This is a genomic window from Mesorhizobium sp. M1078, assembly GCF_040318615.1.
GTDB lineage: Bacteria > Pseudomonadota > Alphaproteobacteria > Rhizobiales > Rhizobiaceae > Mesorhizobium.
The window spans coordinates 43,726-64,879 of the sequence record NZ_JAMYMP010000032.1; the positions used below are offsets into that span (position 1 = coordinate 43,726).

The 21,154-nt window shown below is 63.9% G+C and carries 23 protein-coding genes and 1 tRNA gene; 6 read left to right on the forward strand and 18 right to left on the reverse strand.

All coding sequences use genetic code 11. The features are described 5' to 3' along the window. Positions 1–19 precede the first annotated feature (19 nt). The 7 genes from NKH38_RS27260 to NKH38_RS27290 all read right to left on the reverse strand — a co-directional run bounded on the left by NKH38_RS27260 (position 20) and on the right by NKH38_RS27290 (position 5,446). Positions 20–898 (reverse strand): 3-hydroxybutyryl-CoA dehydrogenase, encoded by an 879-nt coding sequence (locus NKH38_RS27260; protein ID WP_023671668.1) that lies wholly within the window; start codon positions 896–898, stop codon positions 20–22. Between the two features lie 120 nt (positions 899–1,018). After that, complete coding sequence (locus NKH38_RS27265; RefSeq protein ID WP_023685323.1) at positions 1,019–1,948, reverse strand: electron transfer flavoprotein subunit alpha/FixB family protein; 930 nt, start codon at positions 1,946–1,948, stop codon at positions 1,019–1,021. 20 nt (positions 1,949–1,968) lie between these two features. Continuing rightward, positions 1,969–2,718 carry an electron transfer flavoprotein subunit beta/FixA family protein gene (locus NKH38_RS27270; RefSeq protein ID WP_352764307.1) on the reverse strand — a complete coding sequence of 250 codons (750 nt, stop codon included), beginning with the start codon at positions 2,716–2,718 and terminating at the stop codon, positions 1,969–1,971. A gap of 214 nt (positions 2,719–2,932) precedes the next feature. Further along, the gene (locus tag NKH38_RS27275; protein WP_023685321.1) at positions 2,933–3,733 is read right to left on the reverse strand and encodes a rhomboid family intramembrane serine protease; all 801 of its coding nucleotides are present in this window, start codon (positions 3,731–3,733) and stop codon (positions 2,933–2,935) included. A 29-nt stretch (positions 3,734–3,762) separates the two neighbouring features. Then, positions 3,763–4,344, reverse strand: coding sequence for a cob(I)yrinic acid a,c-diamide adenosyltransferase (locus NKH38_RS27280; protein WP_023704306.1), 582 nt, complete (start codon positions 4,342–4,344; stop codon positions 3,763–3,765). Between the two features lie 19 nt (positions 4,345–4,363). Next, entirely contained in the window at positions 4,364–4,555 is a 192-nt protein-coding gene (locus tag NKH38_RS27285) for a twin transmembrane helix small protein (protein ID WP_023671673.1), read from the reverse strand. 24 nt (positions 4,556–4,579) lie between these two features. Next, positions 4,580–5,446, reverse strand: a complete 867-nt coding sequence (locus tag NKH38_RS27290) for an SDR family oxidoreductase (RefSeq protein WP_081732471.1) — start codon at positions 5,444–5,446, stop codon at positions 4,580–4,582. Between the two features lie 60 nt (positions 5,447–5,506). Between NKH38_RS27290 and NKH38_RS27295 the strand changes: the two genes are divergently transcribed. Then, positions 5,507–6,358, forward strand: a complete 852-nt coding sequence (locus tag NKH38_RS27295; protein WP_352666233.1) for a YihY/virulence factor BrkB family protein — start codon at positions 5,507–5,509, stop codon at positions 6,356–6,358. Here NKH38_RS27295 and NKH38_RS27300 read toward each other — a convergent pair. Then, the gene (locus NKH38_RS27300) at positions 6,355–7,230 is read right to left on the reverse strand and encodes a DMT family transporter (protein ID WP_031193215.1); all 876 of its coding nucleotides are present in this window, start codon (positions 7,228–7,230) and stop codon (positions 6,355–6,357) included. The genes NKH38_RS27295 and NKH38_RS27300 overlap by 4 nt on opposite strands. A 218-nt stretch (positions 7,231–7,448) precedes the next feature. On the opposite strand from NKH38_RS27300, the gene NKH38_RS27305 reads away from it, so the two are divergent. Continuing rightward, on the forward strand, positions 7,449–7,736 hold the full coding sequence (locus NKH38_RS27305) for a hypothetical protein (RefSeq protein ID WP_023671677.1): 288 nt from the start codon (positions 7,449–7,451) through the stop codon (positions 7,734–7,736). Here the strand turns inward: NKH38_RS27305 and gluQRS are convergent, their stop codons facing one another. Next, positions 7,737–8,612, reverse strand: coding sequence for a tRNA glutamyl-Q(34) synthetase GluQRS (gene gluQRS / locus NKH38_RS27310; RefSeq protein WP_352764301.1), 876 nt, complete (start codon positions 8,610–8,612; stop codon positions 7,737–7,739). Between the two features lie 74 nt (positions 8,613–8,686). On the opposite strand from gluQRS, the gene NKH38_RS27315 reads away from it, so the two are divergent. Together NKH38_RS27315 and NKH38_RS27320 are read left to right on the forward strand one after the other, a co-directional pair. Then, positions 8,687–9,328 (forward strand): DNA-3-methyladenine glycosylase family protein, encoded by a 642-nt coding sequence (locus NKH38_RS27315; RefSeq protein WP_352713325.1) that lies wholly within the window; start codon positions 8,687–8,689, stop codon positions 9,326–9,328. A 128-nt stretch (positions 9,329–9,456) separates the two neighbouring features. After that, positions 9,457–10,014, forward strand: a complete 558-nt coding sequence (locus NKH38_RS27320) for an HNH endonuclease (protein ID WP_008874122.1) — start codon at positions 9,457–9,459, stop codon at positions 10,012–10,014. Positions 10,015–10,280: 266 nt separating this feature from the next. Here the strand turns inward: NKH38_RS27320 and NKH38_RS27325 are convergent, their stop codons facing one another. Beyond that, entirely contained in the window at positions 10,281–10,799 is a 519-nt protein-coding gene (locus NKH38_RS27325; RefSeq protein WP_023731053.1) for a disulfide bond formation protein B, read from the reverse strand. Between the two features lie 62 nt (positions 10,800–10,861). Further along, the gene (locus tag NKH38_RS27330) at positions 10,862–11,446 is read right to left on the reverse strand and encodes a YqaA family protein (RefSeq protein WP_023685316.1); all 585 of its coding nucleotides are present in this window, start codon (positions 11,444–11,446) and stop codon (positions 10,862–10,864) included. Between the two features lie 206 nt (positions 11,447–11,652). On the opposite strand from NKH38_RS27330, the gene NKH38_RS27335 reads away from it, so the two are divergent. Further along, positions 11,653–11,737, forward strand: a tRNA-Leu gene (locus NKH38_RS27335). Between the two features lie 188 nt (positions 11,738–11,925). On the opposite strand, the gene NKH38_RS27340 is transcribed toward NKH38_RS27335, so the two are convergent. From NKH38_RS27340 to NKH38_RS27370, 7 genes are all read right to left on the reverse strand, one after another. Continuing rightward, positions 11,926–12,501: a cation efflux transmembrane domain-containing protein gene (locus NKH38_RS27340; RefSeq protein WP_023673757.1), complete on the reverse strand. Its 576-nt coding sequence runs from the start codon at positions 12,499–12,501 to the stop codon at positions 11,926–11,928. A gap of 139 nt (positions 12,502–12,640) precedes the next feature. Beyond that, positions 12,641–13,792: a YncE family protein gene (locus NKH38_RS27345; protein WP_352764291.1), complete on the reverse strand. Its 1,152-nt coding sequence runs from the start codon at positions 13,790–13,792 to the stop codon at positions 12,641–12,643. A gap of 75 nt (positions 13,793–13,867) precedes the next feature. Then, positions 13,868–15,148: a GNAT family N-acetyltransferase gene (locus NKH38_RS27350; protein ID WP_023673759.1), complete on the reverse strand. Its 1,281-nt coding sequence runs from the start codon at positions 15,146–15,148 to the stop codon at positions 13,868–13,870. Then, positions 15,148–16,551, reverse strand: a complete 1,404-nt coding sequence (locus NKH38_RS27355) for a lipopolysaccharide biosynthesis protein (protein ID WP_023686686.1) — start codon at positions 16,549–16,551, stop codon at positions 15,148–15,150. Before NKH38_RS27355 ends, NKH38_RS27350 begins: the two co-directional genes overlap by 1 nt. 264 nt (positions 16,552–16,815) lie before the next feature. Continuing rightward, entirely contained in the window at positions 16,816–17,319 is a 504-nt protein-coding gene (locus NKH38_RS27360; RefSeq protein ID WP_023694007.1) for a hypothetical protein, read from the reverse strand. Positions 17,320–17,477: 158 nt separating this feature from the next. Then, a complete protein-coding gene (locus tag NKH38_RS27365; RefSeq protein WP_081725564.1) occupies positions 17,478–17,783 on the reverse strand; it encodes a hypothetical protein in 306 nt (101 codons plus the stop codon). Further along, on the reverse strand, positions 17,761–18,033 hold the full coding sequence (locus tag NKH38_RS27370; protein ID WP_023673765.1) for a DUF4242 domain-containing protein: 273 nt from the start codon (positions 18,031–18,033) through the stop codon (positions 17,761–17,763). The genes NKH38_RS27365 and NKH38_RS27370 overlap by 23 nt, the downstream gene beginning before the upstream one ends. 244 nt (positions 18,034–18,277) lie before the next feature. Here NKH38_RS27370 and NKH38_RS27375 point away from each other — a divergent pair, with 244 nt between their 5' ends. Continuing rightward, on the forward strand, positions 18,278–20,866 hold the full coding sequence (locus NKH38_RS27375; protein WP_031199676.1) for an ATP-binding protein: 2,589 nt from the start codon (positions 18,278–18,280) through the stop codon (positions 20,864–20,866). Positions 20,867–21,154: the final 288 nt, after the last annotated feature.

Here is a 21,154-nt window from a genome sequence, read left to right on the forward strand (position 1 = left end):
GGAACTTTCGTTCTGGTGGTTAGCGCGTCGGAACCGGATGCTCGCCGCGATAGTCGTAGAAGCCGCGCCCGGTCTTGCGGCCGAGCCAGCCGGCCTCGACATATTTCACCAGCAGCGGGCAGGGGCGATATTTCGAATCCGACAGGCCGTCATGCAGCACCTGCATAATCGACAGGCAGGTGTCGAGGCCGATGAAATCGGCGAGCTGCAGCGGTCCCATCGGATGGTTGGCGCCGAGCCGCATGGCGGTGTCGATGGCATCGACCGAGCCGACCCCCTCATAGAGCGTGTAGATCGCCTCGTTGATCATCGGCAACAGAATGCGGTTGACGATGAAGGCCGGAAAATCTTCAGAGACGGTGATGGTCTTGTCGAGCTGTTTCACATAGGCCTTGGCCGCCTCGAAGGTCTGATCCTCGGTAGCGATGCCGCGCACCAGTTCGACCAGCTTCATCAGCGGCACGGGGTTCATGAAATGTATGCCGATGAAACGCTCAGGACGGTCGGTCTGCGCGGCAAGCCGGGTGATCGAAATCGACGAGGTGTTGGTCGCCAGAATGGCTTCCGGGTTGAGCTGGGGACAGAGCTGCGCGTAAATCTTGCGCTTGACCGTCTCGTCCTCGGTCGCCGCCTCGATAACCAGATCGGCACCGGCGAGATCAGCCATGGTGGGGGCTGCGGAAATGCGCGCCATCGCTTCGTTACGCAGCTTTTCCTCAAGCTTGCCGGAGCCGACCTGGCGGGCCATGTTGCCGCTGACCGTGGCAATGCCCTTCTCGATACGGTCGGGCGAGACGTCGTAGATCAGCACCTTGAAACCCGAAAGTGCTGATACATGCGCGATGCCGCCGCCCATCTGGCCGGCGCCGATGATGCCGATCGTCTCGATCTTGGCCATTTGCAGCGATCCCGTCGAAAAGGCCTTTGCGGCCTGCTTTTTGTGCAGTGCAAACTAAAAGGGTGGGGCAGCTTCGTCTACCCCACCCTTTCACAATTTAATACGCTTTGGCAGAAAGCGTCAAAGCGCCTTTTGCAGTTCCGGCAGGATGACGAACAGGTCGCCGACCAGGCCATAATCGGCAACCTGGAAGATCGGCGCCTCTTCGTCCTTGTTGATGGCGACGATGACCTTCGAATCCTTCATGCCGGCAAGGTGCTGGATGGCGCCGGAAATGCCGACGGCAATATAGAGGTCAGGCGCCACGACCTTGCCGGTCTGGCCGACCTGCCAGTCATTCGGGGCGTAGCCGGCGTCGACGGCAGCGCGCGAGGCGCCGACGGCTGCACCGAGCTTGTCGGCGACCGGCAGGATGACTTCCTGGAACTTTTCCGAGGAACCGAGCGCGCGGCCGCCCGAAATGATGATCTTGGCCGAGGTCAGCTCCGGACGGTCGGTTTCCGAGAGTTTGTTCTCGACGAAAGTGGAGAGGCCGGGATTGGCCGCGGCCTTGACCGTCTCGACAGCTGCCGAGCCGCCCTCCGGGGCAGCCTGGAAGGAGGCGGTGCGCACAGTGATGACCTTCTTGGCGTCGCTCGACTGCACCGTCTGGATGGCGTTGCCGGCATAGATCGGCCGTTTGAACGTGTCTGGTGAAACCACTTCGATGATCTCGGAGACTTGCGCGACATCGAGCAGGGCCGCCACGCGCGGCGCGACATTCTTGCCCGACGAGGTCGCCGGCGCGATTATGGTGTCGTAGGCGCCGGCCAGCGAGACAACGAGTGCGGCGAGCGGTTCGGCGAGGCGCTCGGCCAGTTCGTCGGCCTCGGCCAGCAGCACCTTGCTCACGCCCTCGAGCTTGGCAGCGGCGTCGGCCGCGCCCTTGGCGCCTTTGCCGGCGACCAGCACATGCACGTCCGAACCGATCTGCAGCGCCGCCGAGAGCGCCTTCGCGGTCTGGTCGGAAAGGCTGGCGTTGTCGTGTTCTGCGATGAGGAGAATGGTCATTTTATCTGTTCCTTCCAGTCTCAGAGCACGCCGGCTTCGTTCTTGAGCTTGTCGACCAGTTCGGCGACACTGTTGACCTTCACGCCCGCCTTGCGGCCGCTGGGCTCCTCGGTCTTGAGCACCTTCAGGCGCGGCTTGACGTCGGCGCCGTAATCGGCCGGGCTCTTTTCGTCGAGCGGCTTCTTCTTGGCCTTCATGATGTTGGGCAGCGAGGCATAGCGCGGCTGGTTGAGGCGAAGATCGGCGGTGATGATCGCCGGCATCTTCAGTTCCACCGTCTGCAGGCCGCTGTCGACTTCGCGCGTCACCTTGGCCTTGTCGCCGTCGATCACGACCTTGGAGGCGAAAGTGCCCTGTGCCCAGCCGAGCAGGGCGGCCAGCATCTGGCCGGTCTGGTTCGAGTCATCATCGATCGCCTGCTTGCCGAGGATCACGAGACCGGGCTGTTCGGCGTCAACGACGCCCTTCAGCACCTTGGCGACGCCGAGCGGCTCGGTCTGCTCGTCGGTCTTGACCAGGATGGCGCGGTCGGCGCCCATGGCGAGCGCGGTGCGGAGCGTTTCCTGCGCCTGCTGCGGGCCGACCGAAACGACGATGATCTCTTCGGCCTTGCCGGCTTCCTTCAGCCGGAGCGCCTCTTCCACCGCGATCTCGTCGAACGGGTTCATCGCCATCTTGACGTTGGCGAGTTCCACCGCCGAACCATCGGCCTTGACGCGAACCTTGACGTTCGCATCCACAACCCGCTTCACGGGCACAAGGATCTTCATTGTCTGTCACCTCTCCTGAGATATCCGGGCGCGCTATAGCAGCGTGCGCCTCCGCAGAGTTGCCGAAAGCCGACATTCCTGACTGAATTCCGGCCAAACGGAATCCTGGCCGGACGAATTCTGGTCTTCTGCCGCCTAGCGGTGGCGCTCTCCGTAGTTGTGGCGACGCAACACGTCAATATGCCACGGCAGCGGCCAAACCACCCAAATCGGTTCACTTGTGACCGGAAGCGCCACCCCGGCCCCAACGCGTCTCAGGTTGCACGGGAGCGGGACCGGCTGGCGCCGGCCCAGTAGAAGCGGCTGGCTGATCGGCGGGTTGCGGCTCGCCGTCGCCACCGGCGAGCAGCGGCACGCCGCGGCTGCGCATAATGAGCACCAGCACGCCACCGGCAATGATGCCGCCAATATGGCAGGCCCAGGATATCTGGTTTTCGCCGCCGGCGGCAAACATCACCACCTGGAAGCCGATCCACAGGATCAGCGGGATGAAGGCCGGGATACGCAGCGGAATCCGGGCAAAGACCAGCACCCACACTTTCACCCGGGGGTAGAGGACCAGATAGGCGGCGACGACGCCGGCAATGGCGCCGGAGGCACCGATCAGCGGAACCTCCGAACTCCAGGCGACGAGCCCCTGGAAGAAGGCGCCGGCGATGGCGCAAAGCAGGTAGAAGATGAGGTAGCGGATGTGGCCGAGTGCGTCCTCGACATTATCGCCGAACACCCACAGGAACAGCATGTTGCCGCCGAGATGAAAGATATCGGCATGCAGGAAGGCATAGGTAAGGTAACTCAGGCTCTCGGGAATGACGACGAATTGGGGCGAGAGTTCTGCCGTGTCGTGGACAACCGAAGGAATGAAGCCGAAGCCGAGCACGGCTGCGTTGTTGAAATTTTCGCCGCCGATCGTGGTGATGAGAAACACAAGCGCGTTGACCGCGATCAGGCCGATCGTCACATATTGCAGCCGGATGTGGCGCAACCTGTTGGAGTCGTAAAGCGGGATGAACATGCCCCAAGCCCTTTCCCGCCTTCGAAAATTCAGCGGTTCTTGCCGGGCACCCATAACACGTCGGCATTTCCGTTGTCATTGACCGCACGAGCGGCGACGAACAGAAAGTCCGAGACGCGGTTTATGTATTTCAGCCCCTCGCGATTGACATGTTCGGCCGGGTCCTGCGCCAGCGCCACCATGATCCGCTCGGCCCGTCGCGCCACGGTGCGGGCAAGATGAAGTGCTGCCGCCGCCGGCGTGCCGCCATTGAGCACGAAGGATTTGAGCGGCTGCAGATCCTTGTTGAGAAGGTCGATATCCTTTTCGACGCGGTCGGTCTGCGAGGCGATGATGCGCAGCGGCTCGTAGCCCAGCGGCTTGCCGTCGTCGGGCACGGCGAGATCGGCGCCGAGGTCGAACAAATCGTTCTGGATGCGGGACAGCATGGCGTCGATGGCGGGATAAGTTGCCGCTGTGTGCAGGCGGGCGATACCGATGCAGGCATTGGCTTCATCGACGGTGCCGTAGGCATCGACGCGCAGGTCGGATTTCAGCCTGCGTTCACCGGTGCCGAGGCCAGTGGTGCCGTCATCGCCGGTGCGGGTGTAGATCTTGTTGAGCTTGACCACGTCGCCTCCCGAACGGCCGTCACTTGCGGGTGAAATACACCACCAGCAGGATCAGTGCCAACGCCAGCGCCTGCAGCAGCACGCGTGCCTGCATCAGCTTGTTCGAGCTCACACCGGAGCCGCCGCGCATCATGTTGATGAGGCCGCGGACAAGCACGATCACCACGGCGACCATGACGAGGACGAGGAGGACTTTGATGACGGTTGCCATGATCTGTTCCCAGTTCTGTTGCGATCAGGCGCGTCCGGCCAGAACGCGGTAGAGCATCGATGCCGGCAGGATGCGCTTGAGCATCACGCCAATCCTGGCCGGCACTGTTACCACATAGTGCGGGCGCGGGCGCCGCGACAGAAGTGCATGGCGCAAGGCCGCATAGACCACCTCCGGCCCCTTTTTCAGCCGTGATGAGCTGCCGCCGGCCCGAAGCCGCGCCAGCTGCGCGGCATAGGCGACGTGGTGGACGGAATTCTCGTGGTCGATGTTTTTCAGGAACCAGAACAGCCCGTTGCTGGCGATTTTCGAGGTCACCGGCCCCGGTTCGATCAGCGAGACATGGATGCCGCTGCCCCTGAGTTCCTGCTGCATGCACAGCATCAGGCCTTCGAGCGCGTGCTTGGAGGCTGAGTAGGCGCCGCGAAAAGGCACCGGCGCTAGCCCAAGGATCGAGGAACAATGAACGAGGCGGCCATGTCCCTGGCGACGCATTACCGGTACGATGCGTCGGGTGAGGTCGTGCCAGCCGAAGAAATTGGCCTCGAACTGCTCGCGCAATGCCGCAACCGGCAGGTCTTCCACGGCGCCGGGCTGTGCATGGGCGCCGTTGTTGAACAGGGCGTCGAGGCGTCCGCCTGTCCGCTCCAGCACCGATGCCGCAAGTGCTGCGATGGAATCCGGCTCACGGTAGTCGAGATAAAAGGCCTCGATGCCGTCGGCTTCAAGTGCGGCTATGTCATCCGGCTTGCGCGCCGTTGCAAACACGCGCCAGCCATCCGCCTTCAGCGCACGGGCGCAGTGGGCGCCTATCCCGGACGAGGCGCCGGTGACGATGATGGTGCGCAACTCTTTGGCAGGCGGCATCGTGGTTTGAGCAAGGGTTGCCATTTGCCACAATCCCTTCCCATATTCGCGGCGTCGAGACAATCGAAGGGAACGCGGCTCTTGATGCGGAATATCGTCGTGCTGCGCCGCGTGCTCTATGACGCGCTTGGCCATTTCAACACCGATGACGGCTGGGCCATGGCCAGCCATCTGGCGATCACTTCGCTCATGGCGCTGTTCCCGTTCCTGATCTTCGCCACCACGCTGGCGAGCTTCCTCGGTGCGCAGGCGTTCGCCGATACTGCCGTGCACCTGGTCTTCGACACCTGGCCCGAACAGATCGCCAAGCCTATCGCGCGCGAGGTGCTCAACGTGCTGACCGTGCGGCGCACCGATCTTTTGACCTACGGCGTGCTTCTGGCGGCCTATTTCGCCTCCAACGGCATCGAGGCGCTGCGCACCTCGCTCAACCGCGCCTACCGCGTCGCCGAGACGCGCGGTATCATCTACCGCCGGGTGCAGAGCATCATCTTCGTGCTGATCGCCACGGCCGGCTTCCTGGCGATCAGCGTGCTCCTGGTGTTCGCGCCGCTGCTCGCGCGGCTCGCCGAAGCGCATATCGAATGGATCAAGCCCTATATTGGCACGATCACGCTGTGGCGTTACGTCATCGCCTCAACCGTCATTATCGGCGGCTTGTTTGCCGTGCATTACTGGCTGCCGGCAGGCAAGCGCCGTTTCGTTTCGCTGGTGCCGGGCATCATCTTCACGCTGGCCGCGTGGCTTGTCGGCTCGACCATGTTCGCGACCTATCTCGATCACTTCTCGTCCTATGTGACGACCTATGCGGGGCTTGCCTCGATCATGATCGCCGTGGTTTTCCTCTATATGCTGTCGGCAATCTTCATCCTCGGCGGCGAACTCAACGCCGCGATCAGCCGCTTTCTCGAAGCGCGCGCACGTGTCGGCAGCTAGGTTTTGGCTGGCCGAGCCGTGGCCAGCCCGACGCCGAGCGTCGCGATTGCCATGCCGACGATCTGCACGAGGCTGAGCCGTTCGCCGAACAGCGCCCAGGCGATGACAGCGGTGACGACCGGCACCAGGTAGAACAGCGACGCGACCTTCGACATCTCGCCGTCGCGGATCATCACCATCAGCAAGAAGATGGCGCCGATCGACAGCACCAGGACCAGCCAGGCCATGGCGAAGATCAGTTCGCCGTTGATGATCACCGTGTGGGTCTCAAGGGCCAGCGAAGCCAGGATCATCAGCGAGCCGCCGCCGATATATTGCCACATCGTCGCCGCCACCAGGTCGCCACCCGAGGCATAGCGCTTCTGCCAGATGGTCCCGGCGCTCATGCCCAGCACCGAGACCAGCGACGCCGACAGGGTTTCGGGCGTAACGCCGCCGCCGAGAGCGCCGAGCTTCGGCCACAGCACGATGATCACCCCCACAAGGCCGACGGCAAGGCCGGCCCAGTGGCGCGGCAGGATGGCCTCGCCGAGGAACCGGCCGGCAAGCACGGCCGTGATCAGCGGTTGCAGGCCGACGATCAGCGCCGAAAGCCCGGCGGGCATGCCCCTGTGGATCGCCCAGAACACCGCGCCGAGATAGATGCCATGCATGAGGATGCCAGAGACCGTGGCGTGAAGCGCTTCTACCCTTGTGGCTCGCTTCGAGCCAAGCACGAGCATCAGGCCGGCGAGCAGCAAGGCGGCGATGACAAAGCGGGCCGCCAGAAAGGTGAAGGGCTCCGCCCAGGGCATGGCGTAGCGCGCGCCTATGAAACCTGTCGCCCACAGGACGACAAACGAGGCGGGGATGAACCGCTTGAGACTGTGCATTTCGGGGAAGCCGTTTCCGGTGGAGAGGTCCGATTCGGTGAAGAGACAAATACGGCAATTGCTCTAATGCGGTTCAATCCGGCAAGCAAAGTGAAACAATTGGTACATAAGCTCATCCTGATGTAGGAGGTGGCCGAATTCAAAGGGCGGCGTCAGGGCAATCGACTTCTGTCGATCGATCCGGCGACATGGCGTTTCGGCTTCGACAGGGAGCGCGCATGCTGTTGCATCTCGATACAAGCTGGCTGTTGATGACGGTGGCCAGTGTGGCCGTGTTCGGCTTCTTCTTCGGCTCAGCGCTCGACGCCATCATGCAGGAGGACGGTTTTGGGTCGACCGGCAACACGCTGCTGTTCACGCTCGGCTTTTTCGCCGCGGTCATGGCCGCGAACGAACATGGCATCGTCCTGAGAGATCTGAAGCTCGCGGTTGCCTGGGGACTGGGCGGCGCCTTCGCGTTTATCGGCGCGTTGGCGCTGCTCAAGGCGGGGCTGGCCCGGCTTTAGTCATAGCCCGACCAGCCGCCTGACATCGTCCAGCGACATGCCTGCCTGCCTCAGCGCGGCAAGGCCGGTATCAGCAAAACTCTTCGACAGTTTGCGCCCATCCGGTCCGAGTATGAGACGGTGGTGGAAATACTGCGGCTGGCCGAGGCCGAGCAATTCCTGCAGCAGGCGCTGGATGCCGGTCGCGGAATAGAGGTCGCGGCCACGCACGACATGGCTCACACCTTGCAGGGCGTCGTCGACGACGACGGCCAGGTGATAGCTGGTCGGTATGTCGCGGCGCGCCAGAATGACGTCGCCCCAGTCCTGCGGACGCGCCTCGACGCGCTGCGTCGCCGAAAGCGTCTCGTTGGTGAATTCGCGCCAGGACAAATCCGTGCCGACGCGCGCCAGCGCCGCCTTAACGTCGAGGCGCCAGGCGAAGGGCGCATTTTCGGCGATGCGGCGGTTGCGTTCGCTGATCGGCAGCGCCTTGTCGGCGCCGGGATAAAGCGGCACGCCGTCCGGGTCGCGCGGCCAGTCGCGGCCGCGTTTTTCACTGTCGGCGATGAAGGCCCTGATCTCGCCACGGCTCATGAAGGCAGGGTAGACGAGGTCTTCGCGGACCAGCCGGTCGAGCACGGCCTGATAGTCGGAGAAATGCTCGGCCTGGCGCCGCACCGGCTGTTCCCATTCGAGACCTAACCATTCGAGGTCGCGAAAGATGCCAGCCTCGAATTCAGGCGTGCAGCGGATCGTGTCGATGTCCTCGATGCGCAGCAGCAGGCGGCCGCCGGCCGCACGCGCCAGTTGCTGGTTGAGCAGTGCCGAATAGGCATGGCCGAGATGCAGTTCGCCATTCGGGCTCGGCGCGAAGCGGAATGTCAGGAGCGTCATCTCACAAGCGGCAATCGGGTTGTGCAGCGGTTTTGCCAATTGCTACCGTGCGGCCGGTTCAGGAACAAGAAAACATGCAACGCATCGCGACACTGGACGATATTGCGCGCGGGCTGGATGCGCTTTGCGCAATCGATCCGCGCCTGGAAAAGGTGCGCGGCATGGCCGGAGAGGTGCCGCTGCGGCTGTCGGAGCCCGGCTTTCGAAGCCTGGCCTCCATTATCGTTTCGCAACAAGTATCCCGTGCGAGCGCCGATGCGATTTTCGGCCGGCTGGTGAAACTGGTCGATCCGCTAACGCCGCAGGCGATCCTTGTCGCCGGCGAGGACATGTTTCGCGAGGCCGGGCTGTCGCGGCCGAAGCAGCGCGGTCTGATCGCGGTTGCGCAGGCTGTGGTTGAGGGGCTCGACCTGCATCACCTCTGTTCGCTCGACGCCGAAGAGGCGATCGCGGCTATGATCGCGGTGCCGGGCATCGGCCCGTGGACGGCGGAAGTCTATCTCCTGTTTGCCGCCGGCCACCCCGATATTTTCCCCGCTCGCGACGTCGCGCTGCAAAGCGCGGTCGGCCACGCGTTGGGCATCGAACCGCGTCCGCCGGAGAAAACGCTCATCGCCCTGGCCGAATCATGGAGCCCGTGGCGAGGTGTCGCATCGCGGCTTTTCTGGTCCTATTATCGCGAAACCAGGGGCAGGGACGCAGCACCCCCCGCCTGAATCGGCAAAAAAGCGTTAAAATCCTGCATTTTTGCCGCTTTTGACGAGTGACAATCCGCTTCACATCCCTGTCATGTCGGGCTTACAGTATCCGCGCCGATCGGTTCTAGAATGAGGAGGTCAACAAGGTGACGGTTGCCGTATCTCCGGATGGGCTTCCTGCGCTGGTGCTGAATGCGGATTACCGTCCGCTCAGCTATTACCCCTTGTCGCTCTGGTCCTGGCAGGACGCCATCAAGGCGGTGTTCCTCGACCGGGTCAACATCGTCGCCGAATACGAGCATGCGGTGTCTTCGCCGACCTTTTCGATGAAGCTGCCCAGCGTCGTCAGCCTGAAGGCCTATGTGAAGCCGTCGAGGCACCCGGCATTCACCCGCTTCAACGTGTTCCTGCGCGACCGCTTCCAGTGCCAGTATTGCGGCACGCCCGAGGATCTGACCTTCGACCACGTCATCCCGCGCCATCGCGGCGGGGCGACGACGTGGGAGAATGTCGTGGCCGCCTGTTCACCCTGCAATCTGAGGAAGGGCGGCATGATGCCGGCGCACGCCAAGATGTGGCCGCTGCAGAAGCCCTACCAGCCGACCGTGCACGACCTGCACAACAATGGCCGGCTGTTCCCGCCCAACCATCTGCATGAAAGCTGGATGGATTATCTCTACTGGGATGTGGAGTTGGAGCCGTAGGGATTGGCCCGATCGGCCTTACCAGGGCAATCGCCGATGTCAGGTGCTGCCCCTCATCCGGCTGCCGCCACCTTCTCCCCGTATTGTGACGGGGAGAAGGGAATTGGCTGCAAATCTGGCGCCCTTTTTTCAGCGTTCGGGATTGGCGAAACCATCGATGACTGCGTCTTTCTCCCCGTCACTACACGGGGAGAAATGCCCGGCAGGGCAATGAGGGGCGGTGCCAACATTTAGAGACTGGCCGCATGGCGCGACCTCGCACTTGATTAGTCGCGCGCCAGCGCGCCGCGGAAGGCGATGGCGGCGAGGATGAAGCTGGCGATGGCGTTCCAGCCGGCCAGCGACAGGCCGAGGATACGAAGGGCTGCCTTGTCGCAGGATGGCGGCACGAATTTGTCGAGCGCGTCGAGCACGCCCTTGCCGCCGGTGTCGACCGGGCCGGCGCCGGCCGTGCAATCGGCCGGGCCCTGCCACCAGGCCCATTCGACGCCCGAATGATAGACGCCGAGATAGAGGCCATAGAGCATCAGCAGGCCGCCGACGGCAAGCAGGCCGCGCGTCAGCCATGCGGGCGCGCTAAGCATCGAGGCAATCACCGCCAGCAGCATCAGCGGGGCGCCGATATAATAGGGCGTGCGCTGCTCCAGGCACAGATGGCAGGGGATGTAGCCGCCTATGTGCTGGAAGGCGAGCGCGGAGCCGACCGTGGCGGCCATGGCGACGGCGAGAAACAAAGCGGTGCGCGTCCGCTGGCGTCCGGTATCGGCTGTCATCGTGGCTGTCATGTTTCGTCCGTTGAATTCGCCGTCCGCCGGCATAGTCCTGACCCACCGCCCGCCTTGGGCGGTTAGAAGGCGTATTTGACGACGATATAGAGCAAAATCAGGGCGGCGGCGCCGGCGCCGACGATCAATCCCAAACGCTTCTCGATGAATTCCTTGATCTCCTCGCCATAGCGGCGCAGCAGCCAGGCAAGAAGCAGGAAACGAGCGCCACGCGCCAGGATGGCGGAGACGATGAAGACGACAAGATTGACGTGGAGGGCGCCTGCCAGAATGGTGACCACCTTGATCGGCGGCAAGTGGGCGGCACCCGATGTGACAAGCAGCACCAGCATCAGCCCGGTGCCGGCCGACTGCCACCTCTCGAACGCGTCAAGGCCGCCAAAGTGCTCCAGCATCGGCCGTGCTATCGTGTCGTAGGCATAGTAACCGATCAGCCAGCCGGCAATGCCGCCCAGCACCGACGCGACAGTGGCGGTCAGCGCATAGCGATAGGCGCGTTCGGGCCGCGCCAACGCCATGGGCAGGTACAAGACGTCGGCAGGTATGAAAAACACCGAGCTTTCGACGAAGGCGATGAAGGCCAGCCACCATTCGGCGGATTTGCGGGCCGCCAGCGACAAGGTCCAGTCGTAAAGTCCGCGAAGCATCGGCTCTCCTGGATGCAAGTTGCCCAGACGCAACGCGCTTTGATACGCGTCTGTCTAGAAAGGTTTTCCGCGCCGCACAATGGCAGGAGCTTCACGAAACAGAAAGGCGGGCTTTTGCCGCAAGCAGGGCACGGCGGCGCATTTGGCCAGTTGACGAACAGGCCTCCAACCGTATAGTCCGCGCCCATCCAGGCCTTTGGGCCTGAGCCCCTATGGCGGAATTGGTAGACGCGCTCGACTCAAAATCGAGTTCCGCAAGGAGTGCTGGTTCGATTCCGGCTAGGGGCACCATTTTTGATCTCACGCCAGTTCGCTTCGCTCATGGGCTCCGATGGGGCGGCCTGACCGGCCGACGGGCGGTCGCCCTTGCGAACCCTCCGGGTTCGAACAGTGCCTCGAACACAGAGCCAACCGCGGCTGCTGAGGATGACAGCGATAGCGCCAATCAGCGGCGGCCGGTAGCCCCGCTCTACGTGCTCTCAGGCCGCCGCACGGTGTTCTTCACGGGCAGCTTCCCACACTTCGCGGGCCGCGTCGGCGTTCATGACCGCGATCCCCAATCCCACCGCCAAATCGGGCCACGCGGAATGCCAGAGCAAGGCCGTGACCAACCCTGCGGCAATAATGGCGATGTTGGCCAAGGCGTCGTTGCGGGCCGACAGGAAGGCCGCCTTTGTGAGGCTGCCGCCACGATGCCGGTGCGCGGCCAGCATGTAGGCGCAGGACAGGTTGACGGCGAGAGCGCCAAGTCCCGCCAAGGTCAAGGCGATGGGCTGCGGCGGCACCGGCACGTTGAACTTCTCCCAAGCCGTCCAGAGCGTTGCCAGACCCGGCATGAGAAGGATGAGCGCCAATGCCATCCCCACCCGCGCACGGGAGCGCACAGACCAGCCAAGTGCGAGCAGGATAAGGAGGTTCACGGAAGCATCTTCAAGAAAGTCGATGCTGTCGGCGAACAGGGACACTGATCCAATGGCGAGCGCCACAGCGAACTCGATCCCGAAATAGGCAAGATTGAGAAGCGCGACGATGAGGACGATGCGGCGAAGGTTCATCTTCTGGCAGTATCCGAAACCAGTGTGTGGAGCTACAGCTTCGCGGTTTCCAAGGAAAGCCCCTGCTCGTTCCGGGTCCCGGCCGATGGGCGGTTGCCCTTGCGACCTTTTGCGTTCGAGCCGCGCCTCGAACACGGACTTAGCGCATATTCCCCGTATGCCCTTGCGAATACCGCCCCGGCTGTGGCCACACCGTCAGGCCGTGCGGCTCTGAGCCAACCCGAAACTTGGTCACCGCGCCTGATGTCGTGTCGATCATGTAGGCGGCACTGTCGAAGCGGCCGGACAGCCATAGTTGTTTGCCGTCGGCGCTGACGTTGCCCATGTCGGGGCTGCCGCCGCCGGGGATCGGCCAAAGTGCTACGACCGCGCGGGTGGCGAAGTCGATCACGCTCACGCTGCCCGGTCCCTTTGCCTTGCCCTGCTCCATCTTGTGCGAGCCCCGGTTCGAGACATAGAGCCGCTTGCCGTCGCGGCTGACGACGAAGCCATGGGCGCCGGTGCCGGTCGGGATGAAGCCGATCTCTTTGAAACTGTCGCCATCGACGAGGAACACGCCGTCATTCATCATGTCGGCGACGTAAAAAACCTTGCCGTCGGGCGAGAGGCGGATGTCCTGCGGCATGCCCATTTTCGAGAAGTCGAGATGGCCAAGCACCTTCTGGTTCTTCAGGTCGATCTTGGCCAACCCGCCATTGCCGTATTCGCAGGTGAAGATCGCGTAGGCGCCGTCGACGGAGAAATCGGCGTGGTTGATGCCGGGACAAGTGGGCGTCGGCAGGGCCGACTTCAGCGCCATGGTGTGAGGATCGCGGAAATCGAGCCGCTCCAGGGCTTCGTCGACGACGATGGCCGCGCCCGGCATGAAATACAAATTGTAGGGATCGTCCACGGCGATCTGCGGGCCGGGCTTGCCGGTCATCGGGTCGATCGGCGTCAGGCTGCCGTTCTTGCCGGTGCCATTGTTGGCGACCCACAGCGTCTTCAGGTCCCATGACGGCACGACGTGCTGCGGTTTGCTGCCGACCGGGAACCTGTCGACTTCCTTGAGTGTCATGGTGTCGATCACCGTGACGCTGTTGGAGGAGCGGTTCGGCACATAGACGCGCGGCAGTGCACCCAGCGTGGCCGGGCTGAGATGGCCGGCGGCGGTGTGGCTGTAGATGTTGATGGACGGCGCGGGCTCGCTGCAATCCTCGGGACAGCTATCGGCCCAGGCGCGGACAGGCAGCAGTGCAAGCAGCGAAAAGGCCGCACGGGGACCGGCGTGACGCAAAAAGGTTCTGATCATCAGGATGGCTTGTCGTGAAGGCCGGCCGAAATTGCCGCCGGAGCCATAGCTGGTGTCTTGCCGTTGATCCAGTGGCTATCGCCGTCCCAGCAAACTCTTCACGCGGTTGCGCAGCAGACGGGCCATGTTGCGGGTCTCGCGGTAGAGATGCAGCTGCGAGGCGGCCTGGCGGGCGAGGCGGTCGGCATCCGGCGTCAGTCCGATCACCAGCGAGCCCATCGGCTTGCGCTCGCTCCACAGCCGGCTCATCACCGGGTGGTCGGGCACGGCGCAGGAATCCGTCATCATGATGTTGGGGTCGTCGAGATGCTGCCTGGTCACCTCGATCATCAGCAGCGTGCCCGGCGAATAGGTCGCCAGCGTCTCGTCATAGGCGGTCTTCCAGGTGTAGGCGACGCCGGCTTCGACGAAGACGACCAGGCAGGCGATCGTGCGGCCGTCCAGCGTCAGCGAATGGATGCGGCACATGTCGTGCTCGGCCAGCCGGTGCACGGCTTCGCGGGCAAAGGCGGCGCGGTAGCGGTCGATGGCCATGGCGGTGCGCTCGCGGCCCTTCCAGCCGGCCGCCTCCAGCGTCAGGAAACTTTCGATGGCGTGGCGGATTTCGTCCGGTCCCCGCGCCACGATATGTTCCAGCCTGCCGAGATCCCCCAGGCGCCGTTTCAGGCGGCGGAATTCGCGGTAGTGGTGCGCGCGCAGCGATGCTTTCAAATAGGCCTCGCCGTCGAGGGTGCTTTCGAGCACCGGCCGGTCCGCCTTGCCGGTGGTGACCATTGTCAGGCCGCGCGTCTCGGCAACGGTGGCCAGCACGCTGGCCAACGGGCCGTCGAGGCGCATGTCGGGCAGCACGAAGACCTTCGGCAGCTTCAGATGCGGCCGCGACAGCATGCCGAAGAAATCCTCGACGACGCCGATCGGGTCGTCATGGTCGACCAGCGGCGTGCCGATCGGGCCGAACGGGCTCGACCAGGTGCGCATCACCGGAACGCCGAGCGGCACGGCCGGCCGTTCGACCGAGAACGGCACCAGCAGGCGCAGCCGGTTGCGGTATTCGTCGCCGTCGCGGATCACCGCCAGCTTGACCTCGCGATCTTCCAGCCTGGGCATGGCCGGCGCCAGAAAGCGCGGGTTGAAGAAAACGTTGGGCTCGATCGTGCGGGTGCACAGATAGTCGAGTTCCTCGACCAGTTCGAAGCCGGCCGAAGCCGGATAGATCGCCAGCTTGCGCAGCGGCCGGTTGTTGGCGAGGATCTCAAGGTGCGCCGGATCGGCGTCGCGCGCCAGGCCGGCAAGGCCGGACACCATGGCGCCGGCCGGACCGCCGCTGGTTTCCTCGATCAGCGGGATGGCGGCCATCAGGCGGCTTCCTCGGCAGCGGGCACGAAGATCAGCATGACGATGCCGAGCTTGCGCCAGACGGTGAAGGACAGGGCGCTGGCCTCGAAGACCATGGCGAGGCTGGTGGCGATCGCCGCCCCCCACAGGCCAAAGAGCGGGATCAGCACCACGTTGAGGCCGATGTTGAAGGCCAGCGTCATGGCATAGACGGCGGCGCAGATGTTCTGGTTGCCGCTCATCGTCAACAGGCTTTCGCAAGGGCCGACGGCGGCGCGCGCCACGACGCCGAACACCAGCAGGAACAGCAGCGGATAGCCGTCGGTGAATTCGGGCCCGAACAGCACCAGCATCGGTTCGCCGAGCGCCAGCACCAGCAGCGCCATCAGCAGCGACGGCCAGAACGTCCACGACACGGTCTCGCGGGCGAAGGCGGCGAGCTTTTCCGGTTCGCCATGGGTGAACTGCGCATAACGCTGGGCGACGCCGGCCTTGACGGAGAAATAAACGAAATGCACCAGCGCCAGCGTTTTGACGGTGGCGAAATAGACGGCGACGTCATTGGGCTGGAGATAGGCGCCGACCATCAGCACGTCGGCGTTGGTGAGCAGGAAGAAGAAGCTTTCGACCAGGAAGATCGGCAGCGAGACGATGAACCACTCGGCGAAATGCACCTTCATCGGCCCGGACGGGATATTCCTGCCCATGCGCGTGGTCACGCCGATGAGCTGGCCGAGCGTGGTGGCGTAGGTGGCGGCGATCGAGGCGAAGATCGCTGTCCTGGCGTCGGGCGCATAGCCCATTGCCAGCATCAGCGCCATCAGCGCCAGGATCAGCACCGGCCGCACCAGATAGGTCGGCGACAACGCAAACAACGCCCAGGAATTGGCGCGTGACTGGCCTTGCAGCAGATCGCCCATGGCGATCATCGGCAGGCAGAACAGGCCGAGGATGAAGGGCATTACATAGTAGCTCTCGATCCAGTTCGCGCACAGCCAGACGCCCAGTGCGCCAAGCCCGGCGATCGCGGTCGAGGCAATCAGCACGAACAGGCGGCTGGCGACCACGATGCCGCGCAGTTCGGCGAGCATGTTGCGTTCGCGGTATTCGGGGATGAAGCGGATCACCGAAGTGTGGAAGCCGAGGCAGGCGAGGTTGCCGACGATGACCATCGTCACCCAGACGAGGACGAAGATTCCGTATTCGAACGAGCCCATCCAGCGCGCCATCAGCACCTGGCTGATGAAGGCGATGACGGCGCTGACGATGCGGATGGCAAAGGCGATCAGCGACATGCGCCCGGCTTCGCCGCGCTCGTCGGCGGTGAACAGCACCGCATCGATCCGGCCAAGCAGCGGCCCCATGCGCAACGCCAAGCGCTGCGGCAAGAACCGCCCGGCCGTCGTCGCCGCGGAAAAGCGCACCCCGATGTCTCTCCGTTTTCCGCCTGTTTCCAAGCTTTCGATGTATCCGAAACACCTTAAGAAAGGGTGGGCAGGTGCGGGTGCGCCGAGGGGCCAAGGACGGCCGCGTGTGCAAGGTGCGTCATCGTATGCCGAGGCATAATAAAAGGCGAGCGAACGCCGGGGAAGACTGGGGAGCCGGTCGGCGTTTCGCTCGCCCCTCCCCCGCCAAGGGGGATGGCCAGGCACCGGATGTCCGGTGCCCGAGGTGTCACATGTGAGGCGTTACATCCCCTTCATGGCGTCGCACGACACGTTCGGGTTCATGTCGGCAAAGGCGCCCGTCGGGTTCTGTTTCCATGCCCAGACGTGCAGTTCGTAGAACGGGCCGAGGCCGTAGCGATTGGGGGCGCTGTTGAAGTTGAACAGCTGGCCTTCGAGCGAGGCCGGGCCCTTCGAGGTGATGTATTCGACCGCTATCAGCTTCAGGCTGCCGTCGGCCGTCGGCTCGTACATCACCGCTTCGGGCTTGGCGACATCGACGGCATCGTCCTTGAGATAGGCGCCGTTGACATAGTGGATGCCCATGGCGCCGCCGGTGATGCCGCTGGCGCAAGGGATGGGGGCATAGCCTTCGGCAGTGGCGGCTGCCACATTTTCGAAGCGGCTGTTGGCGGCGCGCACCTTTTCGGCCAGCGGATTGGCGTCGTGCGCCTGGGCGGCCGCACCCGCCGCGATCGAGATGGCGGCGAAAGCCGCGAAGCGTGTCGTCCAAAGAGTTATGGTCATGGTCTTCCGTCCGTTTGTTGACGCTTAAGGCGACGGCGGCCGATCAGGCTGCCCGAAACGCTGCGGCGTTGGTTTAGGATTTGGTTTGTCCGTCCCGGTTCATGCGATGCGGCTTCCGTTGCCGGGCTTTGGCCGCAGCCCTTAAAAACCGTGCAAAATCAACGATCCCAAAAATAGTATTGCCAATACTCATGCGGGATCTCTCGCTCCGAGAGCCCGATGTCGCGCCTCAGATAGTCGCCTTCCGGCGGCAGGCGCCGCCTTTCAGACAGATACGCAGGCAGCTTCGACGCGAACCGCCATAGACGGCCGAGCACGGAGGTTGGCCGGCCGGTCTTTCCCAGGACAGGCCCGATTCCACCGAGCGGCAGGCCATCAGGCAGTTCGCCATGGCCGCGAAGGACAGTTTGATGCTCATCATCGTGGCGACCGAACGCAGGATCAGAGGTAAAAGTAAGGGTCAAGAACCCGCACCTCCGTGATCTTGTCGACCGGCAGCGAGTTTTTCTGAGCGGTGCTGCGGATCGCTTCGGGCGTCGGCGCGTCGTAGATGCAGAAGCTGTGCTTCTTGTCGGGCGTGACGAAGGACTGGATCCAGGTGACGCCCTTTTCGGCATTGCGCATGACGACGCCGCCCACCGCGCTGGCGCCGATGTCGGTCATCGGAATGTTGAGGCCGTCCGGAAATGTGCGTTCAATCAGGTAGCGAGGCATGGAAGGTTTCCTTTTCCATTGGTTCACGCTCGATCGGAGCGCTGCTGGACGTTGACCACGCCGGCCCGGCCCGCGCATCGGAACGATTCCCCATATTTGGCGGGACGATTCCCTATATTGGCGTCGTTCTTTGTGGAAAGAGGCACGGCAATGTGTGCAAAGTCACATTGCGGCGCTTTCTTCACGGGCTAATCGTGAGCGGCCCGCCATGGTGGGAAAACTCCGATCCTGTGAGACGATGACAATGATGCTTCTGGAACGGCAGATGCAGCTGCAGCAGTTGGAGACACTGCTTGGCGATGCAATACGCGGCCATGGCCGCATCGCCGTGCTGGCCGGGGAGGCCGGCGCCGGCAAGACGGCGCTTGTTGAGGCATTCGCGGCCCGTGTCGGGCAAAGCGCGGCAATGTTGCGCAGCGCTTGCGAGGACCTGTCGATCCCAGATCCGCTGGGGCCGCTCTACGATCTGGCCCGTGAGGCGCAATGGGCGCTGCCGCGCGCAATCGACGCCCGGCATGGGCAGAGACTGCCGCTGTTTTCCGATGCGCTCGACGCCTTTGCGGCCAAGGGACCGAGCCTGCTGGTGATCGAAGACCTGCACTGGGCCGACGATGCGACGCTCGATTTCGTGCGCTTCCTCGGCCGGCGTATCACCAACACCCACATCCTGCTGTTGCTCACGGCGCGCACCGACCGCAGCGAAGGACAGATGCGCGTGCGCCGCGCCCTTGGCGAAATCCCGACCGGCAGCGTGGCGCGCATGGACGTGCCGCTGCTCAGCGAGGCGGCCGTGCTGTCGCTCGCCGATGCGGCCGGACGCGACGGCGACGCCATCTACCGGGCGACCGCCGGCAATGCCTTCTTCGTCACCGAATTGCTGTCGGCGGAAAACGAAACGGCGCTGCCGGCAAGCGTGCGCGACGCCGTGTTGGCGCGGGCTGAACGGCTGTCGCCAGGCGCCCGCGCAATGCTCGACGCGGTGTCGGTGTTTCCGCGCCGCGCCGACGTCTGGGCTCTGCAGGGCCTGTGCGGCGTCGCCAGCGCCGGCCAGCTGGCCGAGTGTGTCGCCAACGGCCTGCTCGACGATCTGGGCGACGGCTACGCCTTCCGGCACGACATCGCGCGGCGCGCCATCGAGATGATGCTGACGACGTCGCACAGGCGGCAATTCAACCAGCGTGCGCTGGCGGCACTGCTCGAAAATGGCGACGTCTCCACAGGCCGCCTGGTGCATCATGCGGTCGAGGCGCATAATCTGGCGGCGGTGCGCGAACTTGCGCCAATCGCCGCGCGCGAGGCGTCGCGCGTCGGCGCCCATCGCGATGCCGCCGGCTATTACGAGATCGCCCTGCAGCAGGCCGACAGCCTGCCGGTGATCGAGCGCGCCGCGCTCTACGAAAGTCATGCCTTCGAGTGCCATCTCATCGGCAAGATCGATGATGCGCTTGCAGCGCAGGGACAGGCGCGCCGGTTGCATCAGGCAGACGGCAACAGGCTGAAGGAGGGCGACAGCCTGAGATGGCTCTCCCGGCTGAGCGAAATGGGCGATGACCGCGAGGCGGCGGCCGCCTTCGGCGCCGAGGCTGTGGCTATGTTGGAAGCGGCTCCCGCCGGTCCCGAACTCGCCATGGCCTATTCGAACCTTTCGCATCTGGCGATGCTTTCGGAGAGGGTGGAGGACACGCTGTTCTATGGCGAGAAGGCAGCGGCGCTGGCTGCGCGCATGAACCGTCCCGACATCGCCTCGCATGCTCTCAACAATGTCGGCTGCGTCGAGCAGTGGCTCAATCCGGATGCCGGACGCCTGCGCCTCGACCAAAGCCTTGAGATTGCGCTCCAAGGCAATTTCCAGGAACATGCCGCGCGCGCCTTCACCAACCGCGCCTGTTTCGAGATCACCCAGATGAGCTACGACGTGGCGCGTCCGGTGCTGGAGAGCGGCATCCACTATTGCACCGAAAACGACCTCGGCACCTGGCGCGACTATCTCAGGGGCATGCTGGCCGATGTGCAACTGCGTCAGGGCCAATGGGATGAGGCCGCCGCGACGGCAAGCGATGTCATCGACAATGAGCGGACAACCACCGTGGGCCGGTTTCCGGCGCTGCTGGCACTGGCGAAACTGCGCCTGAGGCGCGGCGATCCCTCGGCCGAGCCGCTGTTCGCCGAAATGGCGCGCCTGGTCGGAAGCGGCGGCGACCTGCAGATGCTGAGCTCCTATGCGGCCTTGATAGCGGAGCAGGCATGGCTGGGCCTGGCCGACAGGCAAGAGGCGCTGGCGCTGATCACCCGCGCCGAAACGCCGGTGCGCTCGCGTGCCCATGTCGGGGAGCTGGCGCTGTGGCGAACATTGCTCTCTCCCGATATGCCGGCCGGCGACACCGCCGACATGGCGACACCATACCGGCTGCTTCTAACCGGCGACTGGCGTTCGGCTTCTGCACTCTGGGCCGAATTGAATGCGCCATACGAGCGCGGACTGGCGCTCATCCTCGGCGACGACGAGGGGCAGCGGCTGGCATTGGATATTTTCGACGGCCTGGGGGCAAGGCCGGCAGCCCAGCGCCTGCGCGATATCATGCGCAAGAACGGCGTTGGCGGCATCGCCCGCGGCCCGCGCCGCTCGACGCGCGCCAACCTCGCCGGCCTCACCTTGCGCCAGATGCAGGTGCTGCAGCTGATCGAACGCGGCCTCTCCAACAAGCGGATCGCCGAGCAATTGACGATTTCGCCAAAGACGGTCGATCACCATGTCTCGGCGGTGCTGGGCAAGCTGGATGCGGTGTCGCGCGGCGAGGCGACGGCGGCGGCGCGCGATTCGGGGTTGTTGTGAGAAGCTTGTTTTAAAATTTCGACTGAGAGGTCGCGATCCTTCGCGCCCCCCTCTGTCCTGCCGGACATCTCCCCCTCAAGGGGGGAGATTGGCTGTCACTGTGGCTTTCGCCAATTGTCGAAATTGAAAGAAAGTTACGGCGCCGAAGCTGCTGATCTCCCCCCTTGAGGGGGAGATGGCCGGCAGGTGTCCGAACCGGATAGATAGGTAACAGAATGGACCGATAGCATGGGTGACAGTTTTCTCCTTCGCCGGGAGGACCGGCGATGGTTTGACGAGAGACTGGCA